22 protein-coding genes are annotated in these 25577 nt (G+C 53.9%); 11 read left to right on the plus strand and 11 right to left on the minus strand.

The genetic code is table 11. From position 1 onward, the window contains the following. Positions 1–151: 151 nt before the first annotated feature. Together pcaH and pcaG are read left to right on the plus strand one after the other, a co-directional pair. Positions 152–892 carry a protocatechuate 3,4-dioxygenase subunit beta gene (gene pcaH / locus F384_RS07525; RefSeq protein WP_046480935.1) on the plus strand — a complete coding sequence of 247 codons (741 nt, stop codon included), beginning with the start codon at positions 152–154 and terminating at the stop codon, positions 890–892. Continuing rightward, positions 889–1509 (plus strand): protocatechuate 3,4-dioxygenase subunit alpha, encoded by a 621-nt coding sequence (pcaG, locus tag F384_RS07530; RefSeq protein WP_046480936.1) that lies wholly within the window; start codon positions 889–891, stop codon positions 1507–1509. The genes pcaH and pcaG overlap by 4 nt, the downstream gene beginning before the upstream one ends. A 41-nt stretch (positions 1510–1550) precedes the next feature. On the opposite strand, the gene F384_RS07535 is transcribed toward pcaG, so the two are convergent. Next, positions 1551–2453 carry a manganese-dependent inorganic pyrophosphatase gene (locus F384_RS07535; protein ID WP_046480937.1) on the minus strand — a complete coding sequence of 301 codons (903 nt, stop codon included), beginning with the start codon at positions 2451–2453 and terminating at the stop codon, positions 1551–1553. A 125-nt stretch (positions 2454–2578) separates the two neighbouring features. Between F384_RS07535 and F384_RS07540 the strand changes: the two genes are divergently transcribed. Next, positions 2579–3502 carry a LysR substrate-binding domain-containing protein gene (locus F384_RS07540; RefSeq protein WP_046480938.1) on the plus strand — a complete coding sequence of 308 codons (924 nt, stop codon included), beginning with the start codon at positions 2579–2581 and terminating at the stop codon, positions 3500–3502. Positions 3503–3555: 53 nt separating this feature from the next. Here F384_RS07540 and F384_RS07545 read toward each other — a convergent pair whose 3' ends face one another. From F384_RS07545 to F384_RS07555, 3 genes are all read right to left on the minus strand, one after another. Beyond that, on the minus strand, positions 3556–5244 hold the full coding sequence (locus tag F384_RS07545; protein ID WP_046480939.1) for a methyl-accepting chemotaxis protein: 1689 nt from the start codon (positions 5242–5244) through the stop codon (positions 3556–3558). Between the two features lie 166 nt (positions 5245–5410). Continuing rightward, positions 5411–6529, minus strand: coding sequence for an S-(hydroxymethyl)glutathione dehydrogenase/class III alcohol dehydrogenase (locus F384_RS07550; RefSeq protein ID WP_046480940.1), 1119 nt, complete (start codon positions 6527–6529; stop codon positions 5411–5413). A gap of 32 nt (positions 6530–6561) precedes the next feature. Beyond that, the gene (locus F384_RS07555; protein ID WP_046480941.1) at positions 6562–6837 is read right to left on the minus strand and encodes a metal/formaldehyde-sensitive transcriptional repressor; all 276 of its coding nucleotides are present in this window, start codon (positions 6835–6837) and stop codon (positions 6562–6564) included. Between the two features lie 341 nt (positions 6838–7178). Between F384_RS07555 and F384_RS30155 the strand changes: the two genes are divergently transcribed. Beyond that, positions 7179–7349, plus strand: a complete 171-nt coding sequence (locus F384_RS30155; protein WP_167337380.1) for a YnfU family zinc-binding protein — start codon at positions 7179–7181, stop codon at positions 7347–7349. A gap of 250 nt (positions 7350–7599) precedes the next feature. Here F384_RS30155 and cspA read toward each other — a convergent pair whose 3' ends face one another. Continuing rightward, positions 7600–7815, minus strand: coding sequence for an RNA chaperone/antiterminator CspA (gene cspA / locus F384_RS07560; protein WP_046480942.1), 216 nt, complete (start codon positions 7813–7815; stop codon positions 7600–7602). A 298-nt stretch (positions 7816–8113) separates the two neighbouring features. Between cspA and cspF the strand changes: the two genes are divergently transcribed. Next, the gene (gene cspF, locus F384_RS28600) at positions 8114–8326 is read left to right on the plus strand and encodes a cold shock-like protein CspF (protein ID WP_052746894.1); all 213 of its coding nucleotides are present in this window, start codon (positions 8114–8116) and stop codon (positions 8324–8326) included. A 133-nt stretch (positions 8327–8459) separates the two neighbouring features. Continuing rightward, a complete protein-coding gene (locus tag F384_RS07565; RefSeq protein WP_046480943.1) occupies positions 8460–8978 on the plus strand; it encodes a ClbS/DfsB family four-helix bundle protein in 519 nt (172 codons plus the stop codon). 110 nt (positions 8979–9088) lie between these two features. Here the strand turns inward: F384_RS07565 and F384_RS07570 are convergent, their stop codons facing one another. The 3 genes from F384_RS07570 to cybB all read right to left on the minus strand — a co-directional run bounded on the left by F384_RS07570 (position 9089) and on the right by cybB (position 11392). Beyond that, a complete protein-coding gene (locus F384_RS07570; protein WP_046480944.1) occupies positions 9089–9400 on the minus strand; it encodes a cupin in 312 nt (103 codons plus the stop codon). Positions 9401–9633: 233 nt separating this feature from the next. Further along, a complete protein-coding gene (locus F384_RS27860; RefSeq protein WP_080949900.1) occupies positions 9634–10293 on the minus strand; it encodes a helix-turn-helix domain-containing protein in 660 nt (219 codons plus the stop codon). Positions 10294–10855: 562 nt separating this feature from the next. Beyond that, positions 10856–11392: a cytochrome b561 gene (gene cybB / locus F384_RS07580; RefSeq protein ID WP_046480945.1), complete on the minus strand. Its 537-nt coding sequence runs from the start codon at positions 11390–11392 to the stop codon at positions 10856–10858. 187 nt (positions 11393–11579) lie between these two features. Between cybB and gap the strand changes: the two genes are divergently transcribed. Beyond that, on the plus strand, positions 11580–12581 hold the full coding sequence (gene gap, locus F384_RS07585) for a type I glyceraldehyde-3-phosphate dehydrogenase (protein ID WP_046480946.1): 1002 nt from the start codon (positions 11580–11582) through the stop codon (positions 12579–12581). 39 nt (positions 12582–12620) lie between these two features. Here gap and aldA read toward each other — a convergent pair whose 3' ends face one another. Next, complete coding sequence (gene aldA / locus F384_RS07590) at positions 12621–14060, minus strand: aldehyde dehydrogenase (protein WP_046480947.1); 1440 nt, start codon at positions 14058–14060, stop codon at positions 12621–12623. 197 nt (positions 14061–14257) lie between these two features. Next, positions 14258–15052, minus strand: coding sequence for a YdcF family protein (locus tag F384_RS07595; protein ID WP_046497887.1), 795 nt, complete (start codon positions 15050–15052; stop codon positions 14258–14260). Between the two features lie 391 nt (positions 15053–15443). Here F384_RS07595 and F384_RS07600 point away from each other — a divergent pair, with 391 nt between their 5' ends. From F384_RS07600 to F384_RS07615, 4 genes are all read left to right on the plus strand, one after another. After that, a complete protein-coding gene (locus F384_RS07600; RefSeq protein WP_046480948.1) occupies positions 15444–16763 on the plus strand; it encodes an MFS transporter in 1320 nt (439 codons plus the stop codon). Positions 16764–16919: 156 nt separating this feature from the next. Then, on the plus strand, positions 16920–18572 hold the full coding sequence (locus tag F384_RS07605) for an MFS transporter (protein WP_046480949.1): 1653 nt from the start codon (positions 16920–16922) through the stop codon (positions 18570–18572). Positions 18573–18613: 41 nt separating this feature from the next. After that, the gene (locus tag F384_RS07610) at positions 18614–19696 is read left to right on the plus strand and encodes an HlyD family secretion protein (RefSeq protein ID WP_046480950.1); all 1083 of its coding nucleotides are present in this window, start codon (positions 18614–18616) and stop codon (positions 19694–19696) included. Next, entirely contained in the window at positions 19693–21069 is a 1377-nt protein-coding gene (locus F384_RS07615; protein ID WP_046480951.1) for an efflux transporter outer membrane subunit, read from the plus strand. The genes F384_RS07610 and F384_RS07615 overlap by 4 nt, the downstream gene beginning before the upstream one ends. A gap of 409 nt (positions 21070–21478) precedes the next feature. On the opposite strand, the gene hrpA is transcribed toward F384_RS07615, so the two are convergent. After that, positions 21479–25381 (minus strand): ATP-dependent RNA helicase HrpA, encoded by a 3903-nt coding sequence (gene hrpA / locus F384_RS07620; RefSeq protein ID WP_046480952.1) that lies wholly within the window; start codon positions 25379–25381, stop codon positions 21479–21481. Between the last annotated feature and the right edge of the window lie 196 nt (positions 25382–25577).

The following is a 25577-nucleotide window of genomic DNA, read 5'->3' on the forward strand; positions in this document are numbered from 1 at the left end:
GAATTCGCTCTGCGTCAGTCTCCGCGCCCTTATATAGCCTTTCGTTATGTAATAAACGGCATAAATTCACTTTTAATTAACAATGCATTTACACACACTGCGTCTGGCGACCAAAAAAACAATCATTCTCTTCCCTGTACCGGAGTCCGCTATGCGTGAAAAAGTAACCTCTCGCGAGGTGATCCATCGCGACTATAACAGCCATCCGCCGGCCTTTGCCCCCGGCTATAAGACCAGCGTTCTGCGTTCGCCGCGTAACGCGCTGATCTCCTTGCAAAACTCATTGTCTGAAATCACCGGACCGGTATTCAGCGATAACGATCTTGGTCCGCTGGATAATGACCTGATCATGAATTACGCCAAAGACGGCCTGCCGATTGGCGAGCGGATTATCGTCCACGGCTATGTGCGCGATGGCTTTGGCCGCCCGTTGAAAAATACGCTGGTCGAAGTCTGGCAGGCCAATGCCGGTGGACGTTATCGTCACAAGAAGGACCAGTATCTTGCGCCAATCGATCCTAACTTTGGCGGCTGTGGACGGGTGTTAACCGATGAGAACGGCTATTACTTTTTCCGTACCATCAAGCCCGGTCCCTACCCGTGGCGCAATCAGGTTAGCGACTGGCGTCCTTCGCACATTCACTTTTCACTCTCCGGTGAGGCCTTTGCCCAGCGTTTAATTACGCAAATGTATTTTGAAGGCGATCCGCTGATCAAACAGTGTCCGATTGTGAAAACCATCAATAACGATGACGCCATCCGCACGCTGATTGCCGAACTGGATACCCACGCCGCCGTGCCGCTCGACTGCCTGGCGTATCGTTTTGACCTCGTGCTCCGTGGACAGCGCGCCACCTTATTTGAAAACCGCACTCAGGGAGGCTCGCGATGAAAGACTATTTACAGGAAACCGCCTCGCAAACGGCGGGACCGTATGTGCACATTGGTCTTGCACCTGACGCCGCCGGGTTTCACATCTTCGAGAAGAATTTCAGCTCCACGCTGACCAACAGCCATACCGAAGGCGAGCGTATCGTGATTGAAGGCCGGGTGATTGACGGTTCCGGCACGCCGCTGCGCGATGTGCTGCTGGAGATTTGGCAGGCTAACGCCCACGGACGCTATAACCATCCGGCTGACCGTCAGGAAGAAAAGCCTCTCGACGCGGATTTTCGCGGCTGGGGACGCACCTGTTCAGACTTCGACAGCGGCGTGTGGCGTTTCGACACCATCAAACCGGGCTGCGTGGTGGGACGCGATGGCCGCACGATGGCGCCGCACGTCAATCTGTGGATTGTTGCGCGCGGCATCAACATTGGCCTGAATACGCGCCTCTATTTTGCGGATGAGCAAGAAGCCAATCAGCGCGATCCGGTGCTCAATCTGATCGAATGGGAAGTTCGCCGTCAGACCCTGATTGCCCGCCGCGAGCAGCGCGGTAGCGAAACTGTCTATATCTTCGATATTCACCTGCAGGGCGAAAACGAAACCGTCTTTTTTGACGTCTGATACACAAAAGAGAACGGGCTGAATCTGTCAGCCCGTTTTGTCTAGTTTATCTGCGCGACATGACTTTCCAGCCACGGCAACATCTGCTTCTTACGGCTCAACATCCCTTCCACCGTCACCGGCTGCGCCAGTTCAGGCTGATGCGGACCGGCAAACCAGAGCTGTGAATTGCCCGCGTTGATATCGGTCAGCATCAGCACAACCAGATCCGCTCCGCTACGGGCCGCATAATCGGTCATCTCCTCACGCAGGGCATCCATCACGTCGGCGACCTGACTCAGCGCGTACAGCTCAATCTGTGCAACGCTCACCTGCTGACCGTTGATGGTGAAACGCTTGATATCCTTTTGCAGCAACTCACTGACGCGCAATCCTTCGACGCTGGTTTTCGCACTCAGCAAGTCGGCGCTGAACGTGGTCAGATCAATCCCGGCACGCGTGGTCAGCTCTTCGACGGCCAGGCGGTCATCCGCCGTGGTGGTGGGTGAACGAAGCGTGACAGTGTCACTCAGCACCGCACCCAACAGCAATAGCGCCTGCGCAGGCGTTATCTGCGCCCTGTTTTCCGGACTCATTAGCTGCCACAACAGCGTGGCACTGCTGCCAACCGGCTTTATCCACACCTCTGGCGGCAGGCGGGTAACCAGCCCGCCCAGGCGATGATGATCGATAATACCGACGATATTGCTCGCCTGAAGGGTTTCCGGCCCCTGCGTCGGCTCAGTGAAATCCACCAGCCAGACGTCGAGGTCCGTCAGCGGCATCGCCAGCAACGGCGGCATATCCAGCCCGGCGCGCTCGAACAGAAACCGGGTTTCGCGATTGGGTTCGCCCAACCGCCAGGAGGTGGCCTGAAGTCCGCGCATATTCAACCAGCGCGCAGCCATAAACGCGGTGCAAATGGCGTCGCTGTCCGGATTAAGGTGACCTGTGACATGGATCATTATCGCCTCCGAAGAGAAAGTGCTGTTACTTAAATAAGTTAAATGTTAATAATATTTTGCAATCAAGTTATCAAAAACAAACAACTTTACTTGTCACCGGCACCGCTCTGTCCTTAACATCGCTTATGGAAAAAAATAGTCTGTTCAGTCAGCGCATCCGATTGCGCCATCTTCATACATTTGTCGCTGTCGCTCAACAAGGAACCCTGGGGCGCGCAGCCGAAACCCTTAACCTTAGCCAGCCTGCGCTTTCCAAGACGCTTAACGAACTGGAGCAACTGACCGGGACTCGCCTCTTCGAGCGCGGACGGCTTGGCGCGCAACTGACGCTACCTGGCGAGCAGTTCTTAACACACGCGGTGAAAGTGCTTGATGCGCTCAACACCGCCGGACAGGCGCTGAATCGTAAAGAAGGTCTTAACAATGATATTGTAAGAATAGGCGCTCTGCCGACCGCCGCGCTGGGTATTCTTCCGTCAGTCATCGGGCAGTTTCATCAGCAGCAAAAGGAGACCACGCTGCAGGTGGCGACGATGAACAACACCATGCTGCTGGCGGGTTTGAAATCCGGCGAGATCGATATCGGCATTGGCCGGATGTCCGACCCGGAATTGATGAGCGGCCTTAATTATGAGCTGCTGTTTCTCGAGTCGTTAAAGCTGGTCGTGCGCCCCAACCACCCGTTATTACAGGAAAATGTGACACTGAGCCGGGTGATGGACTGGCCCGTGGTTGTCTCGCCAAAAGGCACGGTACCGCGGCAGAATGCCGAGACTCTGTTGCAAAGTCAGGGCTGTAAGATGCCAACCGGCTGCATTGAAACGCTCTCCGCGTCGCTGTCGCGCCAGTTAACGGTTGATTATAACTACGTCTGGTTTGTGCCGTCAGGCGCGGTAAAAGAGGATTTGCGCCAGGCGACGCTGGTTTCGCTGCCGGTGCCGACGCAGGGCGCAGGCGAACCCATCGGCATTCTCACCCGCGTGGATTCCCCGCTCTCACCTGGCGCGCAAAGATTAATTGCCGCCATCCGTAAATCAATGCCGTTATAACCTGCCAGACAAGCCGGATGAGGCGCCTTTGCGCCATCACCCGGCAATGGCGATTAGAAGGTTTCCCAGTTATCCCCGTTCCCGGTAATCGGCTGCGCTAAAGGTTGAGCGGGCGTGTTTGTTGTCGACACGCGTTTACTCGACCGTCCGCCCTGCAGACGAAACGTACCCACCGCCTCCGTCAGATGCGCGGCCTGTTCTTCGAGCGAGGCGGCCGCCGCAGAGGCCTCTTCCACCAGCGAGGCGTTCTGCTGCGTCACTTTATCCATCTCAGAGATGGCCTGACTGACCTGGACTATCCCACGACTCTGTTCGTCCGACGCCGCCGCGATTTCCAGCATGATATCGGTGACGCGTTTAACCGCCTCTACGATGTCGGTCATGGTATTACCCGCCGCGACCACCTCACCGGACCCCTGGTCGATCAGGCGGACAGACTCGCTGATTAGCCCTTCAATCTCTTTCGCCGCCTGGGCGCTGCGACTGGCCAGCGTACGGACCTCACTGGCGACCACGGCGAATCCACGCCCTTGCTCACCGGCGCGTGCGGCTTCTACTGCGGCGTTCAGCGCCAGAATATTGGTCTGGAAGGCGATGCTGTTAATCACCGCCGTGATCTCAGAGATTTTCTTCGAACTACTCGAAATGTTGCCCATTGTCTGGACGACGCCGGAGACCATCTGTCCACCACGACTGGCCTTACCGGACGCGTCTTCCGCCAGTTTGCTGGCGTGGTGCGCGTTATCGGCATTTTGCTTCACCGTCGCGGTCAACTCTTCCATGCTGGCCGCCGTCTGTTCGATCGCCGCCGCCTGCTCTTCGGTGCGTGAAGACAAATCGGTATTACCCGCCGAGATTTCGCTGGTGCCACGATAAATCTCTTCAGCTCCCTGACGCACCGATCCGACCGTTTGCACCAGCGAACGCTGCATCTGTTGCAGATGGCGACTCAGACGCCCAATCTCGCTGCGCCCGGTCGGTTCATCTTGCATGGTGAGGTCACCGGCGGCAATTTGCTCAATGCGCTGCGCGGCATGCTGCAAAGGTTGAATGACGGTACGCCGCAAAACAATAAAGGTCATCAGCGTCAGCAGCAGCGCCAGGCCAAAGGCGCCAATCATAAACATCACCCCCAGCTGCGTGCGTTGATGCGCCTGCTCACTTAACTGGTTAGCACGCGCCATGCGCAGTTCGATAGCCTTCAGCAGGACGTTGTTGTAACTGTCATCCAGCTGTCTTGCATGTTCGCTTTCGTGGTTGATGATCGCTTCAAACATGCCGTTTTTGGCGTACTTGAGCATCGGTTGCATTCCCGCAATATAGGCTTTGAAACTGCTCTCCAGTTCGCCATCCAGCGCCTCATCCGCAGGGGTTTTCACCTTGCGCGCCATATAAACGTTAAACCCTTCCTCAGACTGCTTGATACGCTTTTCCGCTGCGGCAATGTTGGCCTTCATGTCATCCATTTCGGCAATCCGACTGGCAGCGCCGGCATGAATCATGTTTATTCGCGCCGTACGCAGGTGGTTCGAACTGTTCGATAATCCCATGCGCACCTGAATCTCATCCGTGACGTCCCGCTGATCGCGGTCAGCCTGCATGAGAAAATAGCCCGCCAGACCTGAGCTCAGCGCGAACAGTAAAAGGATGCCACCGAGAATGGAGGAAAACAGCGGAACCAGCCTGATGTGATGCAAAAAGCCCAGCTTATGTGGTGCTTGCATCGATGATGTGTTGTCCATGACCGTCGACTCTCTTGTAGGATTAATGCGTAATACGCGCCCGTTAGATAGTCATCGGCATTTCGCGAGGTTTACTTACCTGGAAAAGCGCCGTTTTCGTCACAGTTTGACAACATTTATGTTAAAAAAAGGAGAGCGCCAGCGGAGATTTCCGCTGGCGGATGAATCAGTTATCGCCGAAATGGATAACGGTGCGGATGGATTTACCTTCGTGCATCAGGTCAAACGCGTCGTTGATTTGATCCAGCGGCAGGCGGTGGGTAATGAACGGATCCAACTGGATTTTCCCGGCCATTGCATCTTCCACCATCCCCGGCAACTGGGTACGCCCTTTTACGCCGCCAAATGCAGAACCCCGCCAGACGCGACCGGTCACCAACTGGAACGGACGGGTTTTAATCTCCTGCCCCGCGCCGGCAACGCCAATGATGATGCTCTCGCCCCACCCTTTGTGGCAACATTCCAGCGCCGCACGCATTACGTTCACATTACCAATACATTCGAAGCTAAAGTCGACGCCGCCGTCGGTGAGTTCAACTATCACCTCCTGGATCGGTTTGTCATAGTCTTTCGGGTTGATGAAGTCGGTTGCCCCCATTTCACCCGCCAGTTTGAATTTTTCCGGGTTGGTATCAACGGCGATAATACGTCCGGCTTTCGCCTGCGCTGCGCCCTGAATTACCGCCAGACCAATTCCGCCAAGGCCAAACACGGCAACGGTATCGCCCGCTTTGACTTTTGCGGTGTTATGCACGGCGCCAATGCCCGTGGTGACACCACAACCCAGCAGACAAACCTTGTCCAGTGGCGCTTGCGGGTTGACTTTCGCCAGTGAAATTTCCGCACATACGGTGTATTCACTGAAAGTGCTGGTGCCCATGTAGTGATAGATCGGTTCACCGTTATAAGAAAAACGGGTGGTGCCATCCGGCATCAGTCCTTTCCCCTGAGTCGCGCGTACGGCCTGACAGAGGTTGGTCTTCCCAGATTTACAGAATTTGCACTCGCCGCATTCGGCGGTATACAGCGGGATGACATGGTCACCCGGTTTCAGGCTGGTAACGCCTTCGCCGACTTCAACCACCACACCGCCGCCTTCATGTCCCAGAACTGCCGGGAATACCCCTTCCGGATCGTCGCCTGAAAGCGTAAACGCGTCAGTGTGGCATACACCGGTGTGGGTGATCCTGACCAGAACTTCGCCTTTTTTCGGCGGTGCGACGTCAATCTCAACAATTTTAAGCGGTTGGCCGGGGCCAAATGCGACTGCTGCACGTGATTTCATCTGTCTCTTCCCTTTATTGCGAGGTGATAGGTTTATTTTAGATAAGCGCGAAGAAGGTGGCCGATTTCAGCCATGCGCACAGCGCGCTGGTCAGACGTGGTTTCACCACTCACCAGTTCATCTTTCAGGTGGATCTCAACCATTTCGCCCATTAAGCCATTGGACGCGCCGCGAACCGCAGCAATTTGTTGCAGGATAGCCAGGCAAGGTTCGCCGGACTCCAGTGCACGCTCCAGGGCATCCACCTGGCCCCGGATGCGCCGCACGCGAGTCAGAATACGTTTTTTATCTGCGGGTGAATGTGGCATGCGCCCTCCTTTATACTATAGGGGGGTATACTATCAGAGATTTTAATTAACTGTAAAATATAATATTTGCGAATCCATGAAAGGCAATGACCAGAGATGACACTCCAGGCGTGTCCGGCAATACTCTCTTTATCGGGCTTACATTTAGCCGTTAGCCTGGATGGTGCAGTGTATAATTGAAAGGAAACAGACGATAAATGTGAAAAGAACGGTGATTCCCGGGGCCTGAAATAAAATCCCTCTGCGTGAATATTTCAGATACGTGGCATTTAACCTTATAAAGATGAGATATTTTTTGTTAACTGGTGTATTATTGATGTCCATTCATACAGGAAAAGCCTATGTCAGAACGTAAAGACTCAAAATCACGTCGTAATTATCTTGTCAACTGCTCCTGCCCAAATTGCGCCAAAGAATCCCAACACAGTTTTTCAAGAGTACAAAAAGGCGCTCTTTTGATCTGCCCTCACTGCAATAAAGTATTCCAGACAAATCTTAAAGCCGTTGCCTGAGTTTTTTTGAGAAATCCCTGAGTACATGTACCAGAAAAATATATATCATGGCCCGATTGATATAATAAAAAACCCGCAATAGCGGGTTTGATGTGCTCAATTTAAATGGTGATGCTTTTGGGGAGAGCCAGCCCCTTACGTACTTAGTTTTACTAAGCCAGCAGTGAGATTCTGCTGCCAGGCTACTTGTCGACATGTCTACTCAGGCAAATGCCTTCTTCGTTATCGCATACCGACAAAGAGCGGGGTTTTACTCTGTAGTCACGACATTCGCTGCCGCAGGACCTTTAGCGCCATTCTCAATTGAGAATGTCACCTTCTGTCCTTCAAACAGGGTACGGTAATTATCATTCTGAATAGCCGAAAAATGCACGAAAACATCTTTGCTGCCATCAGTCGGAGTAATGAAACCGAAACCTTTATCAGCGTTAAACCATTTTACTAAACCAGTCATTTTATTTGACATTTTATATTCCTTAATTTGAGCCTTTCGGCCTGGATGGCTTTTATTACAGAAATTACTTAGTACTTTTGGAGAGACTCAAAGAAGGAATAAATGAATAACACCTGAAATGAGAACTGCTTTAGTAAACTACTTTGTATATCGTCTGTTCTTCAAACCGACGTCGCCATTAACGCATGGTCATACCAATTAATCAATGTTTATTTTAGCCATCCAGCCTCCTTTATCCCCATCAGAAAACGCTGGTTTTCTTTCAAAGCATCGGTATAGTGCACCGGGTTATCAGCATTAAGGAATTTGTTTGTCCCGTAAAATGACAGGAATTGTCAAAACCTTTGACTACAAAAGTGGCAAAGGTCTTATCACCCCCTCCGATGGCCGCATCGATGTTCAGCTTCACATTTCAGCACTCAACCTCCGCGATTCAGAAAAACTGACCCCAGGGCTACGCGTTGAGTTTTGTCGGATAAATGGTCTGCGTGGGCCATCCGCTGCAAATGTTTATTTTTCATGACCTGTAACGGCACCAAATCCAGTTCTTCTTGTAATGACTCTTCCTCTGTCGTGACGGATAGTCAATAATTGCTCGATTTTGAATCACCAGACAGCCATGATGGTGTGCATTCTTAAATGAGAGGGACTTCCCAATGAGCGTGCCGGAAACCAAAGCTGAACTTCTTTTAGCTATAGATAAAAATTTCAGTAAATTAGTCCGTTACCTTCATTCAATCCCGCACGAACTGGCGTCTACTCACTCAATGGATGGACACGCCAAAGGGACTAAGATGAGTGTCCGTGACCTTGTTTCGTATCTACTAGGATGGAATGCTCTGGTGGTAAAGTGGATAACTTCTGATGCTAAAGGTCAGTCTGTCGATTTTCCGGAAACGGGCTATAAGTGGAACCAGCTTGGTCTTCTTGCTCAAAAATTTTACCAGGATTACAGCGAGCTAAGTTATGACGCCCTGCTCACTGAACTGCAGACTGTAAAAAATGAAATTGTGAAGCTTATTGATGAACGTACTGATGACGTTTTGTATGGAAAACCATGGTACACAAAATGGACGATGGGGCGAATGATTTCCTTTAACACATCTTCGCCTTACGCCAATGCTAATGGAAGATTAAGAAAGTGGGCGAAAAATAATAATGTCAGTTTAATGTAAGCATCTGAGCAAGATTATATGGTTGAACACTCCCTGTAATCTCGCGTCTGGCGACGTCACGTCAACGGAGGCATGTTTTCAATGATGTCGTGAGGCGAAGAAAAACAGGATTAGATTGAGCCTTCCTTTTCAATGACAAGGACTCGGGCGACACCCTGTGGATGAGCGATGTGTTCTGTTCCTTCACTTGCATAAAAAATATCACCGGTACGAAGTAACTTACTTTTAACCTCACCCTCTTCTTTATATCGCATTTCAACACAACCATCCATGACGGCAAAAACCTCCTGCCCATCGTTGATATGCCATTTGTAGGGTTGATCGGTCCAGTGAAGTTTTACGCTGACGTTATCAAAGCTGGCAATATGCTGAGAGTCCCAGGCTTTAGAAGCGGTAAATTCCTTACTGCAATAAAAAGTCATATTTTCTCCAAACGCAGATTTGCTTTAACTGCATCAGTAATAAATGAAATAACATTATCTCTCGGCGGTTCCAGTTGCTCGCCAAAGTCACCCACAACCGGGGGACCATCCTCATATTCTGCCCAACCTGATGGCTATACGCAACGGATCAGGACTAAAGCGGACAAACCCAACAAACCACGCAACTTTTTCTTCATGTCATCGCCTTTTCTTGCCGCAGATGACGACGATTCTCAAAAATGTACAGGGATCTTTTTAATCTCTTTTAGATATCCATTTTCCATACAAATGTATCCCCCCTCTCTTAAGGCTGAAAGTGTTTTCATGATTGCAGAACGTGAAAGGCGCGTTTTACTGCGAATGTAACTTTCTGCCGTAATAGACTCTCTGACCGTCAGTGGCTTACTCATCAATTCACAGAGTTGATAACGAACTCTCTCAAAGACGGTCGGCGCCATGTGTTTGAACAACACTTCAGCCCCCACTCCCAGCATCAGTTGCAAATGCATAGCATACGGTTGCCACAAGTCATGCTGGGTCAGCAGCGAATACCATTCTTCTTTATCTACGATGGCGATTTTAGCCGGTTCAAGTACCCGCATAATATGCTGAGAGTCAGAGGTTTCATGGACAGGGATGATCCCGCGTAGCGTTGGACCTTCGAAAATATCCAGGAGGATATCGTCGGGTTGCCGGATAAGAGAAATAACACCTCTGCGAACAACATAACATTTCGACTGCCGGGTTGCGTTGAAGCTGAATCTCTTCCCTACAGGACAGATGTTGTAGGTTAAATACGGCTCGAGCGTATCCAGCAGAATCGTCAAGTAAGAGGAATCTACACGGGTATACAGGGATCCAGACATCGCTGTAATATCTAAATGATGACTCATATTTATTGTCGACAGGAAACAGAAACTTTAGTCAGAGTAACAGAATTTCTTGAAGACCGTTACTGTAATATCCTGATGAGCGTGCACAATTTTTTGATCCGCATTCCACAATGCCTTCACCGGGATAAACATATTGTTTCTGAACGCTGCAGTAGTGGTATTTCTGCCACTATGGTAGATGATTTATTACGTAGCAGTATAAATGATTTATTCTTATTCTCCATTTGATATGATTGGCTATTTATCTCTAACTGATAAAAATTCATTATCAAGCACATAGCGTTACGTTAATGAAATTTTTGTTTTGTAAATTAAATTAACAACAGTGCTCTCTGTGAATACGACTCTGACATTAAACCCGGTAGCAATTAATACAATTACCTTTAACAGCAATTATTATTACTTTACAGAAATTCAGGGAAATCACGTTCGTTCCTTTTCCCTGAATGCGGTTTTAATATTGGTAAATGATATTTCCGCCATCATGGTTTCGGTAACCAGATTCAGGATGGCGGAAGGTAAATAATGCAGCTCAGTGCGGGGAAGGATCCCCGCAATGACATTACTCTCCCTGGCGCTTACGTGGCATCATGCGCAGCAGCGTATTGTCCTTCCAGAAATAATGGTGCATCAGCGCGGCGGCGGCATGTAGCGCAATGACAAAGTAGCCGAGATTCGCGAGCGTGATATGCCAGGATTTCAGCGTATCCACCAGGTCAAAGTTCCCTTCTGCCGCATACGGCATCACCAGACCAAAGGCCATCCATGGATTCCCGCGGTTGTACATCATCACCAGGCCAATCAATGGTAGTGCAATGAACAGCAGATAAATCACCAGGTGCCCCAGATGCGCCAGTCCGGTGATCATCGGTTTTGGTTTCGGTACGATGGCTGGAGCCGGATATTTCAGCCTGATCAGCAAACGCGCCACCATCAGCACCAGAATAGAGATGCCACAAGACACATGAATCATATTAATGACGGGACGGTCGCTGCGCGGGAAAAAGCCCCGGAATTCCATCGCGCAGTAGGCGACAATCACCAGTAAGAAGACCAGCCAGTGGATGCCAATTTGCAGGCTTGAGTACTTATTGCCCATAACACTTCCTGAGTAAAAACAATAAAGCGACAACATAGCGAGCTTTTGTTAAAAATTCATTAACTTTTCTTCACGGCTTATCAGTCGGTTAGGCTTAACGGCAAGAAGTGCGATTGCTCCCCCCGCCATACTGGACTATGCCTGGTAGGGAAAAAGAATGTCCGCTACAACCTGACAGGAGTTAATCATGAGTAAAATTGGCATTAATGGTTTTGGTCGTATTGGTCGCCTGGTGTTGCGTCGGTTACTGGAAGTCAAAAGCGATGTTGACGTGGTCGCGATCAACGATCTCACGTCTCCTAAAATTCTCGCCTATCTGCTTAAGCATGACTCAAACTACGGCCCGTTCCCCTGGAGCGTTGACTTTACGGAAGACGCGCTGATTGTTGACGGGAAAACGATCGCGGTTTATGCAGAGAAAGACGCTAAAAATATCCCGTGGAAAGCCAAAGGTGCGGAAGTCATCATTGAATGTACCGGCTTCTATACCTCCACCGAAAAATCGCAGGCGCACATCAATGCAGGCGCGAAAAAAGTGCTGATCTCCGCGCCTGCAGGCGACATGAAGACCATCGTCTTCAACGTGAACGATGACACGCTGAATGCCAGTGATGTGATTGTCTCGGTGGCCTCCTGCACCACCAACTGCCTGGCGCCGATGGCCAAAGCACTGCACGACAACTTTGGGATTAAAGTGGGCACCATGACCACGATTCACGCCTACACCGGCACACAGTCGCTGGTCGATGGTCCGCGTGGCAAGGATTTGCGCGCCTCGCGTGCAGCAGCCGAGAACATCATTCCGCATACCACGGGGGCGGCGAAAGCGATTGGTCTCGTTATTCCGGATCTCAGCGGCAAGCTGAAAGGCCATGCTCAGCGCGTTCCGGTGAAAACCGGCTCCGTCACCGAACTGGTGTCGATTCTGGCGAAGAAAGTGACGGCGGAAGAGGTTAACAACGCACTGAAGAAAGCGACGCATAACAATGAGTCGTTTGGCTATACCGATGAAGAAATCGTCTCCTCTGACGTCATCGGTTCTCATTTTGGTTCCGTGTTTGATGCCACCCAGACCGAAATCACCGAGGTCGGCGATCTGCAACTGGTGAAAACCGTGGCCTGGTACGACAACGAATACGGCTTTGTGACGCAACTGATCCGTACTCTTGATAAGTTTATTAAGCTCTGAGCATGAAGGCGGAGGAAAACCTCCGCCCTTCTTCGCCGATCAGGACTGCAAATAGACCACCTGGGTTTGCAGGTACTCGTTCAGCCCGTGTTTGCCGTCAGCGCCGCCAATCCCCGACTTACGCCAGCCCGCGTGGAAGCCCTGCATTGCTTCAAAGTTTTCGCGATTAATATACGTCTCGCCAAACTTCAGCCCTTTAATCGCTTTCATCGCCACATTGAGATTCTGCGTATAGATAGACGACGTTAGACCGTAGTCGCTGTCATTCGCCATCGCGATGGCCTCCTCCAGTGTGTTGAAGACCACCACGGGCAGCACCGGACCAAAGGTCTCTTCGTGCATGATGGCCATCTCCTGACGGACATCCAGCAGCAGCGTGGGTGGATAATAGTACCCTTTGCCCTCAACCGCTTTGCCACCGAGCGCCACCCGCGCGCCCTCCTGTACCGCACGCGCCACTTTCTGCTCCACGCGTTGCAGGGCGGCGGCATTGATCAGCGGCCCCATGGCGATGTCGTCACGTTCGCCCGGATTGCCGAACTGCACCGCTTTCAGGGCTTCACCCAGGCGATTCACGAACGAGTCATAAATCCCTTTTTGCACGTACACACGCTCAGCGCAGTTACAGACCTGCCCGGTATTGATGACGCGGGAATCCACAATCGCTTTGACCGCCAGCTCAAGATCGGCATCATCCATCACAATGGCCGGTGCCTTGCCGCCCAGTTCCAGGCACACTTTGGTGATATTCTTCGCCGCCGTCGCCATAATCTTCTCACCCGCCGCCACGCTGCCGGTCATGCTGACCATCGCCACTTTCGGGTTACCCGCCAGTTCCTGGCCGACGGTTTCACCACGCCCCAGCACCAGGTTAAACACACCGCGCGGCAGGCCAATGTCATCGACGATTTTGGCAAATGCAATGGCGTTATTGGGCGTAAATTCGCTGGGTTTAATCACGATGGTATTCCCGGTCAGCAGTGCCGGAGCCAGCTTACGGGCGATAAGGAAGAACGGGAAGTTCCACGGCAGGATCCCGGTGGTAACTCCCAGCGCGCGCTTAAACAGCAAAATATTTTCGCCAGGACGGTCGCTTTGCAGAATTTCGCCTTCGTAACGGCGCGCCCACTCTGCCATATAGTCGAGGTAATCGGCGGTAAAGGAGACTTCCACCTCCGCCAGTTGCTGAATTTTGCCTCCTTCAGCGACGATTAAGGCGCTGATTTCACTGGCACGCTCGCGGATCCCGGCGGCAATTTTGCGCAGCCATCCCGCACGAGCGATTGCCGGTAGCGCTTCCCACTCCGCCTGCGCGCGGTCGGCGGCGTCAATGGCTTTACGCGCATCTTCGGCGCGACCATCAGGAATACGCGAGATCACCTCTTCGGTCGCCGGGTTGACGACATCAATCCAGGCATTTTCGTGCCAGGTCACAAACTGTCCATCGATATACATAGGATGTTGTACGGGTACTGACATGCGCTGCTCCTGTGATTGAATTGTTTTTAACAAGTAAAACTATTGTTAATAAATATCAATCATGCCTCAGCGATCCCGACCGGCGTCGTGATTCTGTGAACTGCTTCATAAAAGAGGGGGATCGGGCTCGGGAGAACGAAAAGGCAGGCCTTCGTATTTTGCCCGTTTGGGAGAAAACTCGCCCAAACGGACAGCCGTTAGCGAAGCGAACGGTTGTTCATCGCGTCATTCAGCGCCGAATCCTGTTGCAGTGTCTGCCACGCGGCTTCGACCTCTGGCGGGAGATCCACATGCACGATGAAGTCACGCCCGCGAGGGCCATAGCCGGTTTCATCATTGCGTAAGCGCGGGATTTCCCCCACTACCAGCGCTAAATAGCGATCAACTGTCCACAGGCCGTCAGGGTCGTTGGCGAATGCGACGCCCTCTTCCTGCTGACGCAATACGGGCGTAAACCCCGGATGGCTCAACCAGCGCGGCGCATCCGGATCGTCACGGGTCACCCGACGAAAGGTCGCTACCGTGCGCCGCTGCATGGTGGGATCCTGTACCACGATGGCGGTGTTAATCGGTTCTGCGGCCTGCGCAATGATCTGCGCGCTAAAACGGGCGTTTTCTCCGCAGTTGGTTGACCTGTCTTCCAGCCAGATGTTGTCTGCGGGAATATGCCAGAACTGCCGGGCTATATCCGCCAGAATGGCGGCTTCGGCGCGACCGGTGGTCTGGATCGTGTTGTAGCGCGGATGTTGGGCAACGGCGGCATACAGGAAGGTCGTGGAGTGACCAATCCCGCCGGTGATCAGCAGCGGGACCTCTTGCTGTCTGGCAATCTGGCAGGCCGCGTCAATTGTCGGGATGACGGCATTGCCCGCCAGTACCACACAGTCTGCCGGGTAAGCGGGCCCCCCGCAGAAGTCATCCTGCGCCAGCCACTGCCCCACCGTATTGACAGCCTCAAGGGTGGTGGCGGAAAGTTTCGGGAACGGTTGCATCATTAGGCTCCTCCTCTCATTCCAGCAGAGTACCGCACCGGCGCTGAATAAACAGCAGATCTCTCTGAAAGGTTGATGATTGATATTTCGACGCTTTTTTTGTCATCTTCGTGAAATAACACAAAACGTCTAAAAACCGGGCGGTTGCACCTGCATGTTATCCTGTTTAACTGACATTTTATAAATGATTAGCGTTATATATTCTGTTTTTACAGAAAATCACACTGGCAAGTTACTCTCTTTTCAGCCCATTCCCGCGTGACACCCCTTGTTAAATGTTAATAACGCACCTAGTTTGATTAACAATTTTTCAACCATTTAACGTAACAGGTTGCACCTGCCGCACTGCCAGGTGACACCTTCTTTGTTCTCTGGCGGAGGTTTTAAGGTAATGACAACCCATGAAAGCAGTACGGCTATTCTGAAGAAAAATAAGAAGGTACTTGTTGCCAGTCTGACCGGCAGTGCGATTGAGTGGTTCGACTACTTCCTGTACGGCACCGCGGCAGCACTGGTGTTCAACAAGATTTTCTTCCCGATGGTCGACCCGGTGATTGGTCTGATCCTCTCGTATCTCTCCTTCTCACTGACCTTTTTTGTTCGCCCGATTGGCGGGGTGATTTTCGCCCACATCGGCGATCGTATCGGACGTAAAAAGACGCTGGTACTGACGCTTTCCCTGATGGGCGGCGCAACGGTGATGATCGGCCTGTTGCCCACGTATGAGATGATCGGTATCTGGGCACCCATCCTGCTTATCCTGATGCGCATCATCCAGGGAATGGGCATTGGCGGCGAATGGGGCGGCGCGCTGCTGCTGGCCTACGAATACGCGCCGGAAAAACGCAAAGGCTTCTTTGGCAGCATTCCGCAGGCGGGCGTGACCATTGGGATGCTGATGGCGACGTTTATCGTCTCGCTGATGACCCTGTTTAGCGAAGAGGATTTTCTCTCCTGGGGCTGGCGCATTCCGTTCCTGCTAAGCTCCGTGCTGGTGCTGTTAGGGCTGTGGATCCGTCGGGATATCGACGAAACGCCGGACTTTAAGAAAGTGAAGGCGTCTGGTCAGGTCGCCAAAGCGCCGCTGCGCGATACGCTGACCCACCACTGGCGCGAAGTGCTGATTGCCGCTGGCCTGAAGGTGGTGGAAACCGCACCGTTCTATATTTTCTCCACCTTTGTGGTCAGCTATGCCACGAGTACCCTCAGCTATCAGAAGTCCCAGGTGCTGGAAGCCGTCACCGTTGGCGCGCTGATCGCCACCGTGATGATCCCGCTAATGGGGCTGCTGTCGGATAAAATCGGTCGTAAACGGATGTATGCCATCAGCGTCTCCCTGCTTGGCCTGTTTATCGTGCCGTGGTTCCTGCTGCTGAATACCGGCACCACCTGGGGCATTATGCTGGCGACCGTCGTGATGTTCGGCGTGTTGTGGGCTCCGGTAACGGCGGTACTGGGAACACTGTGTTCCGAAATCTTCAGCGCCAACGTTCGCTACACCGGCATCACCCTTGGCTACCAGATTGGCGCGGCGCTGGCCGGCGGCACCGCTCCTCTTATCGCCACCGGTCTGTTGGCGAAATATGACGGTGACTGGGTGCCGGTGGCGTGGTACCTGTTCACTACCGTGGCGATTTCACTGGTGGCTATTTTCTTTGCCAGTCGGGTGAAACGTAGCCCGGCGATCAACGCCCAGCCCGACACGTTGTAATCCCTTCGCGGCCAGATCTTCTGGCCGCTTTGATGTAATACCCGCACGGAACATTTGATTTACCAGGCGTTTTCCTATTCACTTGACTTATAATTTACGTAACATACATTACCATTAGCCTGCTAATAAATAGATTCAATGAAGGTAAAAAATCTTATGCGCCTGCCCCAACGCGATCCTTACGCACCTCGCGACTGGCAGCCTCATGAAAAACCAGCCCTGTTAGGTTCACCCTCAACGCCGGTTCACAACACGCCTAAACGCATCGCTTACGGCGTCGTTGGCCTGCTGGTGTGCCTGACGGGTGCGCTGGGCAACGCGATGGTTTCCGCTAACCTGCAAAATTTGCAGGGAACTTTTGCGGCGTGGTCAACCGAGATCGCCTGGCTACCCGCGGTCTACGTGATGACCAACGTCTCAATCAACCTGCTGCTGGTGAAATTTCGCCAGCAATACGGATTACGGGCGTTCACCGAAGGGTTTCTGGTGCTGTACGTGCTGGTCACCTTCTTCCACCTGTTTGTTAACGACCTCAGTTCTGCCCTGATGGTGCGTGCCGCGCACGGCATGGTCGCCGCCGCGCTCAGTTCGCTGGGGATTTATTATCAGATTCAGGCATGGCCGGCGAAACATCGTCTCAAGGCGCTGACGATAGGCATTACCGGTTCGTCGCTGGCGATCCCGATAGCCCGCCTGTTTTCGACCGAACTGCTTCAGCTTGATGAATGGCGCGGCCTGTACTTTTTTGAGCTGGGTCTGGCATTGATCTCACTGGGCTGCGTCATCGCCCTGAAGTTGCCGCCGGGCGATCGCAAAAAGGTGTTTGAAAAGAAAGACTTCATCACGTTTATTTTACTGGCGCCGGGGATGGCATTACTCTGCGCCGTGCTGTCGCTGGGACGCCTGGACTGGTGGTTTGAAGCACCGTGGATAGGCTGGTCGCTGGCGCTGGCAACGGTGCTCATCATCGCCGCCATCACGTTTGAACATAACCGCAGCAATCCTCTGCTCAACACCCGCTGGTTGTCGAGCGGCAGTATCTTACGTCTCGGGCTGATTATGCTGCTGATCCGCATTGTCCTGGCGGAGCAAAATACCGGCGTGATTGGCTGGCTGCAGTACGCCGGGCTACAGAATGAGCAGATGACCTGGCTTGCGTGGTCGATCTTTGCCGGGATTGTCTGCGGCATTGTCGCCAGTTGTCTGACGATAAAACCGACGCGGCTTGCCTGGCCCATCGTCACTTCGCTGGTACTGATGATCGTTGCCTCGCTGCTGGACAGCCAGTCGAACAACCTGACGCGTGCGGATCAACTGATGATTAGCCAGTTTCTGCTCGGTTTTGGCAGTGCGTTCTTTCTCGCCCCGGCGATGCTGGCCGGGATCGGTGGCGTTGTCGCCGATCCGCGAAATCTGGTTAGCTTTTCAGTGCTGTTTGGGATGAGCCAGAACATCGGCGGCCTGTTAGGGTCAGCGATCCTCGGCACCTTTCAGACCTGGCGCGAAAAATATCACTCCAGCCTGCTGGCTGACCAGCTCACCACGCTTAATCCGCTGGTGAATGAGCGGCTACAGCTTTATACGCAGATGTACAAAGGCCTGATTGGCGACAACGCGCTACTGGACACCCAGGCCGTTCTGCAACTGCAGAACGTGAGCACCCTTGAGGCCAACATTCTTGCATACAACGATACCTACCTGCTGACGGCCAGCATTGCCACCGCCACACTGGTGTGGATTTTCTGGCGTCTGCTGCGTCTGCGCGTGACGGCGCATCTGGCGCTGAAGAAAGCCACGGGTACCAAATAACGGAACATCATGATGTCGAAAGCGTTTTTTCAGGAGCAGTTATGAGTCAGCAGGATGCCGCCAAAGAGCAGGCACACACCCGCAATAATTTGCGTATTGTCTCCATTTTCGCCGCGGCCGCGATTGGCATCGTCGGCGTGCTGGTGATCCTCTATGCGTGGCAGTTGCCGCCGTTTACCCGCCATACGCAGTTTACCGATAACGCTTACGTGCGCGGGCAAACGACATTTATCAGCCCGCAGGTGAACGGCTACATCACCCAGGTGAACGTACAGGATTTCGTGCAGGTTAAAAAAGGCGACCTGCTGTTACAGATAGATGACCGTATCTATCGCCAGCGAGTGCATCAGGCCCAGGCGCAACTGGCGATGAAAATTGCCGCGCTCAACAATAACCAGCAACAGCGTAAAAGCGCGGAAGCCGTGATTGTGCGCAACGACGCCATTCTGAAAAATGCCAAAGCGCAAAACCTGAAAACCCAGGCCGACCTGAAGCGGGTCAAAGATCTGACGGCTGATGGCTCACTGTCGATTCGCGAACGTGATGCCGCACTCGCCAGCGCCGCCCAGGGCAGCGCGGATATCGAGCAGGCGAAAGCGACGCTGGACATGTCGCGCCAGGATTTGCAGACCGTGATTGTTAACCGCGACGCGTTGCAGGCGGATGTGGAAAACGCCAGGGCCGCGCTGGAACTGGCGGAAATTGATCTGCAAAACACGCGGATCACCGCCCCGCGCGACGGTCAGCTTGGACAAATCGCCGTACGGCTTGGCGCATACGTCACTGCCGGTACGCATCTCACCACCCTGGTCCCGCCTCAGCACTGGGTCATCGCCAACATCAAAGAGACGCAACTGGCCGATCTCCGCGTCGGACAGCCGGTGAAATTCAGCGTCGATGCGTTAAACGATAAACAGTATGAAGGCCGCGTTGAGAGCATTTCACCGGCGACGGGCGTGGAATTTAGCGCCATCACGCCGGATAACGCGACGGGTAACTTTGTGAAGATTGCCCAGCGCATCCCGGTTCGGGTGGAAGTGCTTGGCAAGCCGGAGGATATTGCGCTGCTGCGCCCCGGCATGTCGGTGCAGGTACATATTGACACCCGGGAGGCAAAGCCATGACCTTCCGTCCCCTGTCGGGCGTGGCGGTCGCCCTGCTGCTGGTTAGCTGTCAGTCTGTCGATGTTCAGCCCGCAACGCCATCTCTGGTCATTCCCGCCGCCTGGCGCGCCACCAGCGGCCCCACCAGTCCTGCTGAGCAGGTGTGGTGGCGGAATTTTCATGACCGTTATCTGAACCAGTATGTCGATCAGGCGCTGGAGAATAACAGCGATGTGCTGATCGCCCGCGAGCGCATCAATGAGTATCAGGCGCAGGTCTATGCCGCCGAAGGCAGCCTGTTTCCCTCGCTGGATGCCAGCCTCGGCGGCACCCGCGCCCGTACGCAGTCCGCGGCCACCGGACTGCCTGTTTACAGCACGCTGTATAAAGGGAGCCTGACCGCCAGCTATGACGTCGATATCTGGGGTGTCAATCGCAGTACCGCACGTGCGGCGCAGGCTTCGCTGGAGGCACAAAAAGCGGCCGCCGCCGCGGCAGATTTGACCGTCGCGTCATCGGTGGCCGCCGGGTATGTCACGCTGCTGGCGCTTGATGAACAACTGGAAGTGACCCAGGCGACGGTGAAATCCCGCGAGGAGGCGCTGAATCTGGCCAAACGTCAGTATGAAACGGGCTACAGTTCGCGTCTGGAGCTGATGCAGTCCGACTCTGAACTGCGCTCCACGCGTGCGCAAATCCCGCTCTTGCAGCATCAGATTGCCCTGCAGGAGAACGCGTTACGGATTTTGCTCGGTGCGAACCCGCAACGCGTCGAGCGCAGCGCGGATTTCGACGCGCTGACGCCGCTGAAGATCCCCTCGCAGCTACCGTCAACCTTGCTTAATCGCCGTCCGGATATTGTCCAGGCCGAACGTCAGTTGATTGCCGCCGATGCCTCGCTGGCAGCATCCCGCGCCAGCCTGCTGCCGTCATTCAACCTCACCGCAGGCGGATCGATACAGGACCGTACCCTGCCCGCTCTTCTCGATAATCCCCTGCAACTGTGGAGTCTTGGCGGCAGCATTCTTGCGCCGCTGCTGAACCGCCAGGCGCTGAACGCACAGGTGGATATTTCGCAGTCGCAGCGCAATCAGGCGCTGTACGGCTACGAGAAAACCGTGCGCAACGCCTTCAGAGAAGTAAACGACAGTCTGGATGCCATCACCCGTTATCAGGAACAATTACAGGAGTTGCAGGCGCAACAGGCGGTCGCGCAGGAGACGTTGCGTATCGCGCAAAACCGCTATCGCAACGGCTATTCCTCGTATCTCGACGTACTGGACGCGCAGCGCACGCTGTTCTCCGTACAGACCAGCGTGGTGCAGGTGAAAAATAACCTGCTGCTGGCGCAGATTGATTTGTATAAAGCGCTGGGTGGGGGCTGGAACGCCTAATCCGCGCCCGATGACGCTGCGCTTATCGGGCCTACGGACAATACATTGCCATCCGGCGCTCGCTGGAGCGCATCATCCACGCCCGATGGCGCTGCGCTTATCGGGCCTACGGACAATGCATTGCCATCCGGCGCTCGCTGGAACGCCTAATCCGCGCCCGATGACGCTGCGCTTATCGGGCCTACGGACAATGCATTACCATCCGGCGCTCGCTGGAACGCGTCATCCACGCCCGATGACGCTGCGCTTATCGGGCCTACGGACAATGCATTACCATCCGGCGCTCGCTGGAACGCGTAATCCACGCCCGATGACGCTGCGCTTATCGGGCCTACGGACTTTGGTGAAAAACGCTTTTTACGGCAGAACGTGTAGGCCGGATAAGGCGAAGCCGCCATCCGGCACTGAATTACCCGCTAATCTGCTCCATCGCCTGCAGAATACGCTTATCCGAAATCGGATACGGCGTCCCCAGCTGTTGGGCAAAGTAGCTGACCCGCAGTTCTTCAATCATCCAGCGGATCGCTTTCACGTCCTCGTCTTCGCGCCGCGCCGGCGGCAGTTTGTTAAACCACTGCTGCCAGGCCTGCTGGACGCTTTCGACTTTCAGCATCTGCGCGCGATCGCGGTGGGGATCAATCGCCAGCTTCTCGAGACGTTTTTCAATCGCCTGCAAATAACGCAGCGTGTCGCCAAGACGTTTGTAACCATTGCCGGTGACAAACCCGCGATACACCAGCCCGCCCATCTGCGCTTTGATATCAGAAAGCCCCAGCGCCATCGTCATATCCACGCGCCCTTTCAGCCGCTTGTTGATCGTAAAGACAGCGGTCAGAATCTGTTCGACCTGCTGCGCAATCTCCACCACCGTCTCGTTCAGCTCGGCACGAACCTTCTCGTGCAGCGCGGCAAAGCCTTCTTCCGTCCAGACCGGACCGCCGTTGGCGTCAATCAGCTTATCCACGCCGCAGGAAATACAGTCGTCAATCAGCTCCAGCACCTTGCCGTACGGGTTGAAATAGAGGCCCAGTTTGGCTTTGTTCGGCAACTTCTCGTGCAGGTATTTGATCGGCGACGGAATGTTCAACAACAGCAAACGGCGCAAACCTGACCACATCGCCTGCTGTTGCTCCAGCGGATTATCAAACAGCTTGATCGCCACGCTGTCGCGCTCATCCACTAGGGCGGGCCACGCTTTGACTTTGTAGTTGCCGCGTTTCTGCTCATAACTTTCCGGCAGTTGCCCGAAGCTCCAGATGTGCAGCCCGCTCTGTTCGATACCGTCATCGGCCACCGCCGAGAGCGTCTCCTGCACTTTCCCTTTCAGCCGCTCTTTCAGTTCCTGCAATGAGCGCCCTTCTTCCAGCTTCTTGTTTTTATCATCCACCACCCGGAAGGTGATTTTCAGATGATCGGGCACCTGATCCCAGTGCCAGTCTTCGCGGTCAACCGTCACGCCCGTCATCCGTCGCAGCTCACGCTCCAGCGCGTCCAGCAACGGCAGCTCCAGCGGCGTCACGCGGCCTAAAAACGCGTCGGCATAGTTCGGGGCTGGTACAAAGTTGCGCCGCACTGGCTTCGGCATTGATTTGATCAGCGCAATCACCAGTTCGCGGCGCAGGCCCGGTATCTGCCATTCAAAACCACTTTCATCGACCTGATTGAGCAGCGGCAGCGGAATATGGACGGTCACGCCGTCCGCATCCGCGCCCGGTTCAAACTGATAGCTCAACCGCAGCTTCAGATTGCCCTGATGCCAGAAGTTCGGATAGTCCAGCTTACTGATGTTGTCCGCGCCCTCTTTGATCAGCATGCTCTTTTCAAAGTTGAGCAGATCCGGCGTGTCGCGGCTGACCTTCTTCCACCAGTTATCAAAGTGCCGGGCGGAAATCACGTCATGGCTGATGCGCTGGTCGTAAAACTCAAACAGCGTTTCGTCGTCCACCAGAATGTCGCGACGGCGCGATTTGTGTTCCAGTTCTTCCACTTCGGCGCGCAGCTTGAGGTTTTCGCGGAAAAAGGCATGGCGCGTCTGCCAGTCGCCTTCCACCAGCGCATGGCGGATAAACAGTTCGCGGCACAGCGCCGGGTCAATCTGGCTGTAGTTCACCTTCCGCGCGGCGACAATCGGCAGACCGTAAACGGTCACCTTTTCCGTTGCCATGACCGCACCCTGCGCTCGCTCCCAGTGCGGTTCGCTATACGATCGCTTAATCAGATGCTGAGCGACCGGTTCGACCCACTCGGGATCGATCCGCGCCGCAATGCGCCCCCACAGACGACTGGTTTCCACCAGTTCCGCCACCATCGCCCACTTCGGCGGCTTTTTGAACAAGCCGGAACCGGGGAAAATCGAAAAGCGCGCGTTACGCGCACCGGTATATTCCTGCTTATCGGCATCCTTCATGCCGATGTGCGATAACAGCCCGGTCAGCAGCGCAATATGGATCTCGCGGTACTCTGCCGGTTCACTGTTCACCGGAATACCCAGCTCTTTCACCACCTGACGCAGTTGGGTGTAGATATCCTGCCACTCACGCACGCGCAGATAGTTCAGATAGTCAGTCCGGCACAGTCGGCGAAACGCGTTTGACGACAGCGCTTTTTGCTGTTCGCCGAGATAATTCCACAGATTCACAAACGCGAGGAAATCGGACTCTTTGTCGTGAAAGCGACGGTGTTTCTCATCGGACGCCTGCTGCTTGTCCATTGGACGCTCGCGCGGATCCTGAATCGACAGCGCCGAGGTGATGATCATTGCCTCGCGCACGCAGCCGTGTTTTTGCGCTTCCAGCACCATTCGCGCCAGACGCGGATCCACCGGCAGCTGGCTCAGTTGGCGCCCCAGCGGCGTCAGTTTATAAGCTGTTGCCTGTTCATCGGTGCTGATCGCACCCAGTTCTTCCAGCAGACGCACGCCGTCCTGGATGTTGCGCCTATCCGGCGCTTCAACAAACGGAAACGCGGCGATGTCGCCCAGCCCCAGCGCGGTCATCTGCAATATGACCGACGCCAGGTTGGTGCGCAGAATTTCCGGATCGGTAAACTCCGGGCGCGACAGGAAGTCGTCTTCGGAATAGAGACGAATACAGATGCCTTCGGAAACGCGCCCGCAGCGGCCTTTACGCTGGTTGGCTGAAGCCTGCGATACCGGTTCAATTGGCAGCCGCTGGACTTTGGTACGGAAACTGTAGCGGCTGATACGCGCCGTACCGGGATCGATCACATATTTGATCCCCGGCACCGTCAGCGAGGTTTCCGCCACGTTGGTCGCCAGCACAATACGCCGTCCACTGTGCGACTGGAAGACGCGGTTTTGCTCGCTATTCGACAGTCGCGCATACAGCGGCAGCACTTCCGTATGGCGCAGATTCAGTTTATTCAGCGCGTCGGCGGTATCGCGGATCTCGCGCTCACCGCTCATGAAGATCAGGATGTCGCCAGGACTTTCGCGTCCCAGTTCGTCTACCGCATCGAAAATGGCCTGCAACTGGTCACGTTCGGTGTCATCCGCCTCTTCGACGATCGGCCGATAGCGAACTTCCACCGGATAGGTGCGTCCGGAGACTTCAATGATTGGCGCATTGTTGAAATGGCGCGAAAAACGCTCCGGGTCGATGGTGGCGGAGGTGATGATAATTTTCAGATCCGGACGACGCGGCAACAGTTCTTTCAGATAGCCAAGCAGGAAATCGATGTTCAGGCTACGTTCGTGCGCTTCATCGATAATGATCGTGTCGTACTGCATCAGCAGACGGTCCTGCTGAATCTCCGCCAGCAGGATACCGTCAGTCATCAGCTTGACCATGGTGTTATCGCTGACGTGATCGCTAAAGCGCACCTTATAGCCGATGCACCCGCCCGACTCCGTCTGCAACTCTTCGGCGATACGGTTAGCTACCGTACGCGCCGCCAGACGACGCGGCTGGGTGTGGCCGATCAGCCCTTTCACCCCGCGCCCCAGTTCCATGCAGATTTTCGGGAGCTGTGTGGTTTTACCTGAACCGGTTTCCCCGGCAACGATCACCACCTGATGGTCGCGAACGGCCTCGAGGATCGCCTGTTTCTTCTGGCTAACGGGCAGGTTTTCCGGGTAGGTAATCAACGGTCGCGCCGCTTCGCGTAGCACAACTTTACCTGCCGCCTGTTCAATCTCTTTCGCCATCTCCTGGTAAATGGCCTGTTGTGCATCAGGATTTTTAACCTTCTTCACGCCGTGCAGGCGACGCGAAAAGCGCTGGCGGTCGCGCAGCATCAGTGAATCCAGCTGTTGTTGTAATGCGTGGAAGGTTAATTTTTGTTGTTCTGTCATAGCGTTAAAAGGCAGTGCTCTGCCTGGTTAAATCTCTTCTAAATGATTGGAATAGAGTACCACATCAGCGCATTTTGTGTGTTGTTCAATAAATTCGAACATAGGATTCGATATATTGCGCTTTCTCTGCGACAGGATTGTGAATAAAGTGTCAACAAGCAACGGGGCGTAGCCCCTTCAAACACCTATAAGGAAA

The sequence above is a fragment of the Citrobacter amalonaticus Y19 genome (assembly GCF_000981805.1).
GTDB lineage: Bacteria > Pseudomonadota > Gammaproteobacteria > Enterobacterales > Enterobacteriaceae > Citrobacter_A > Citrobacter_A amalonaticus_C.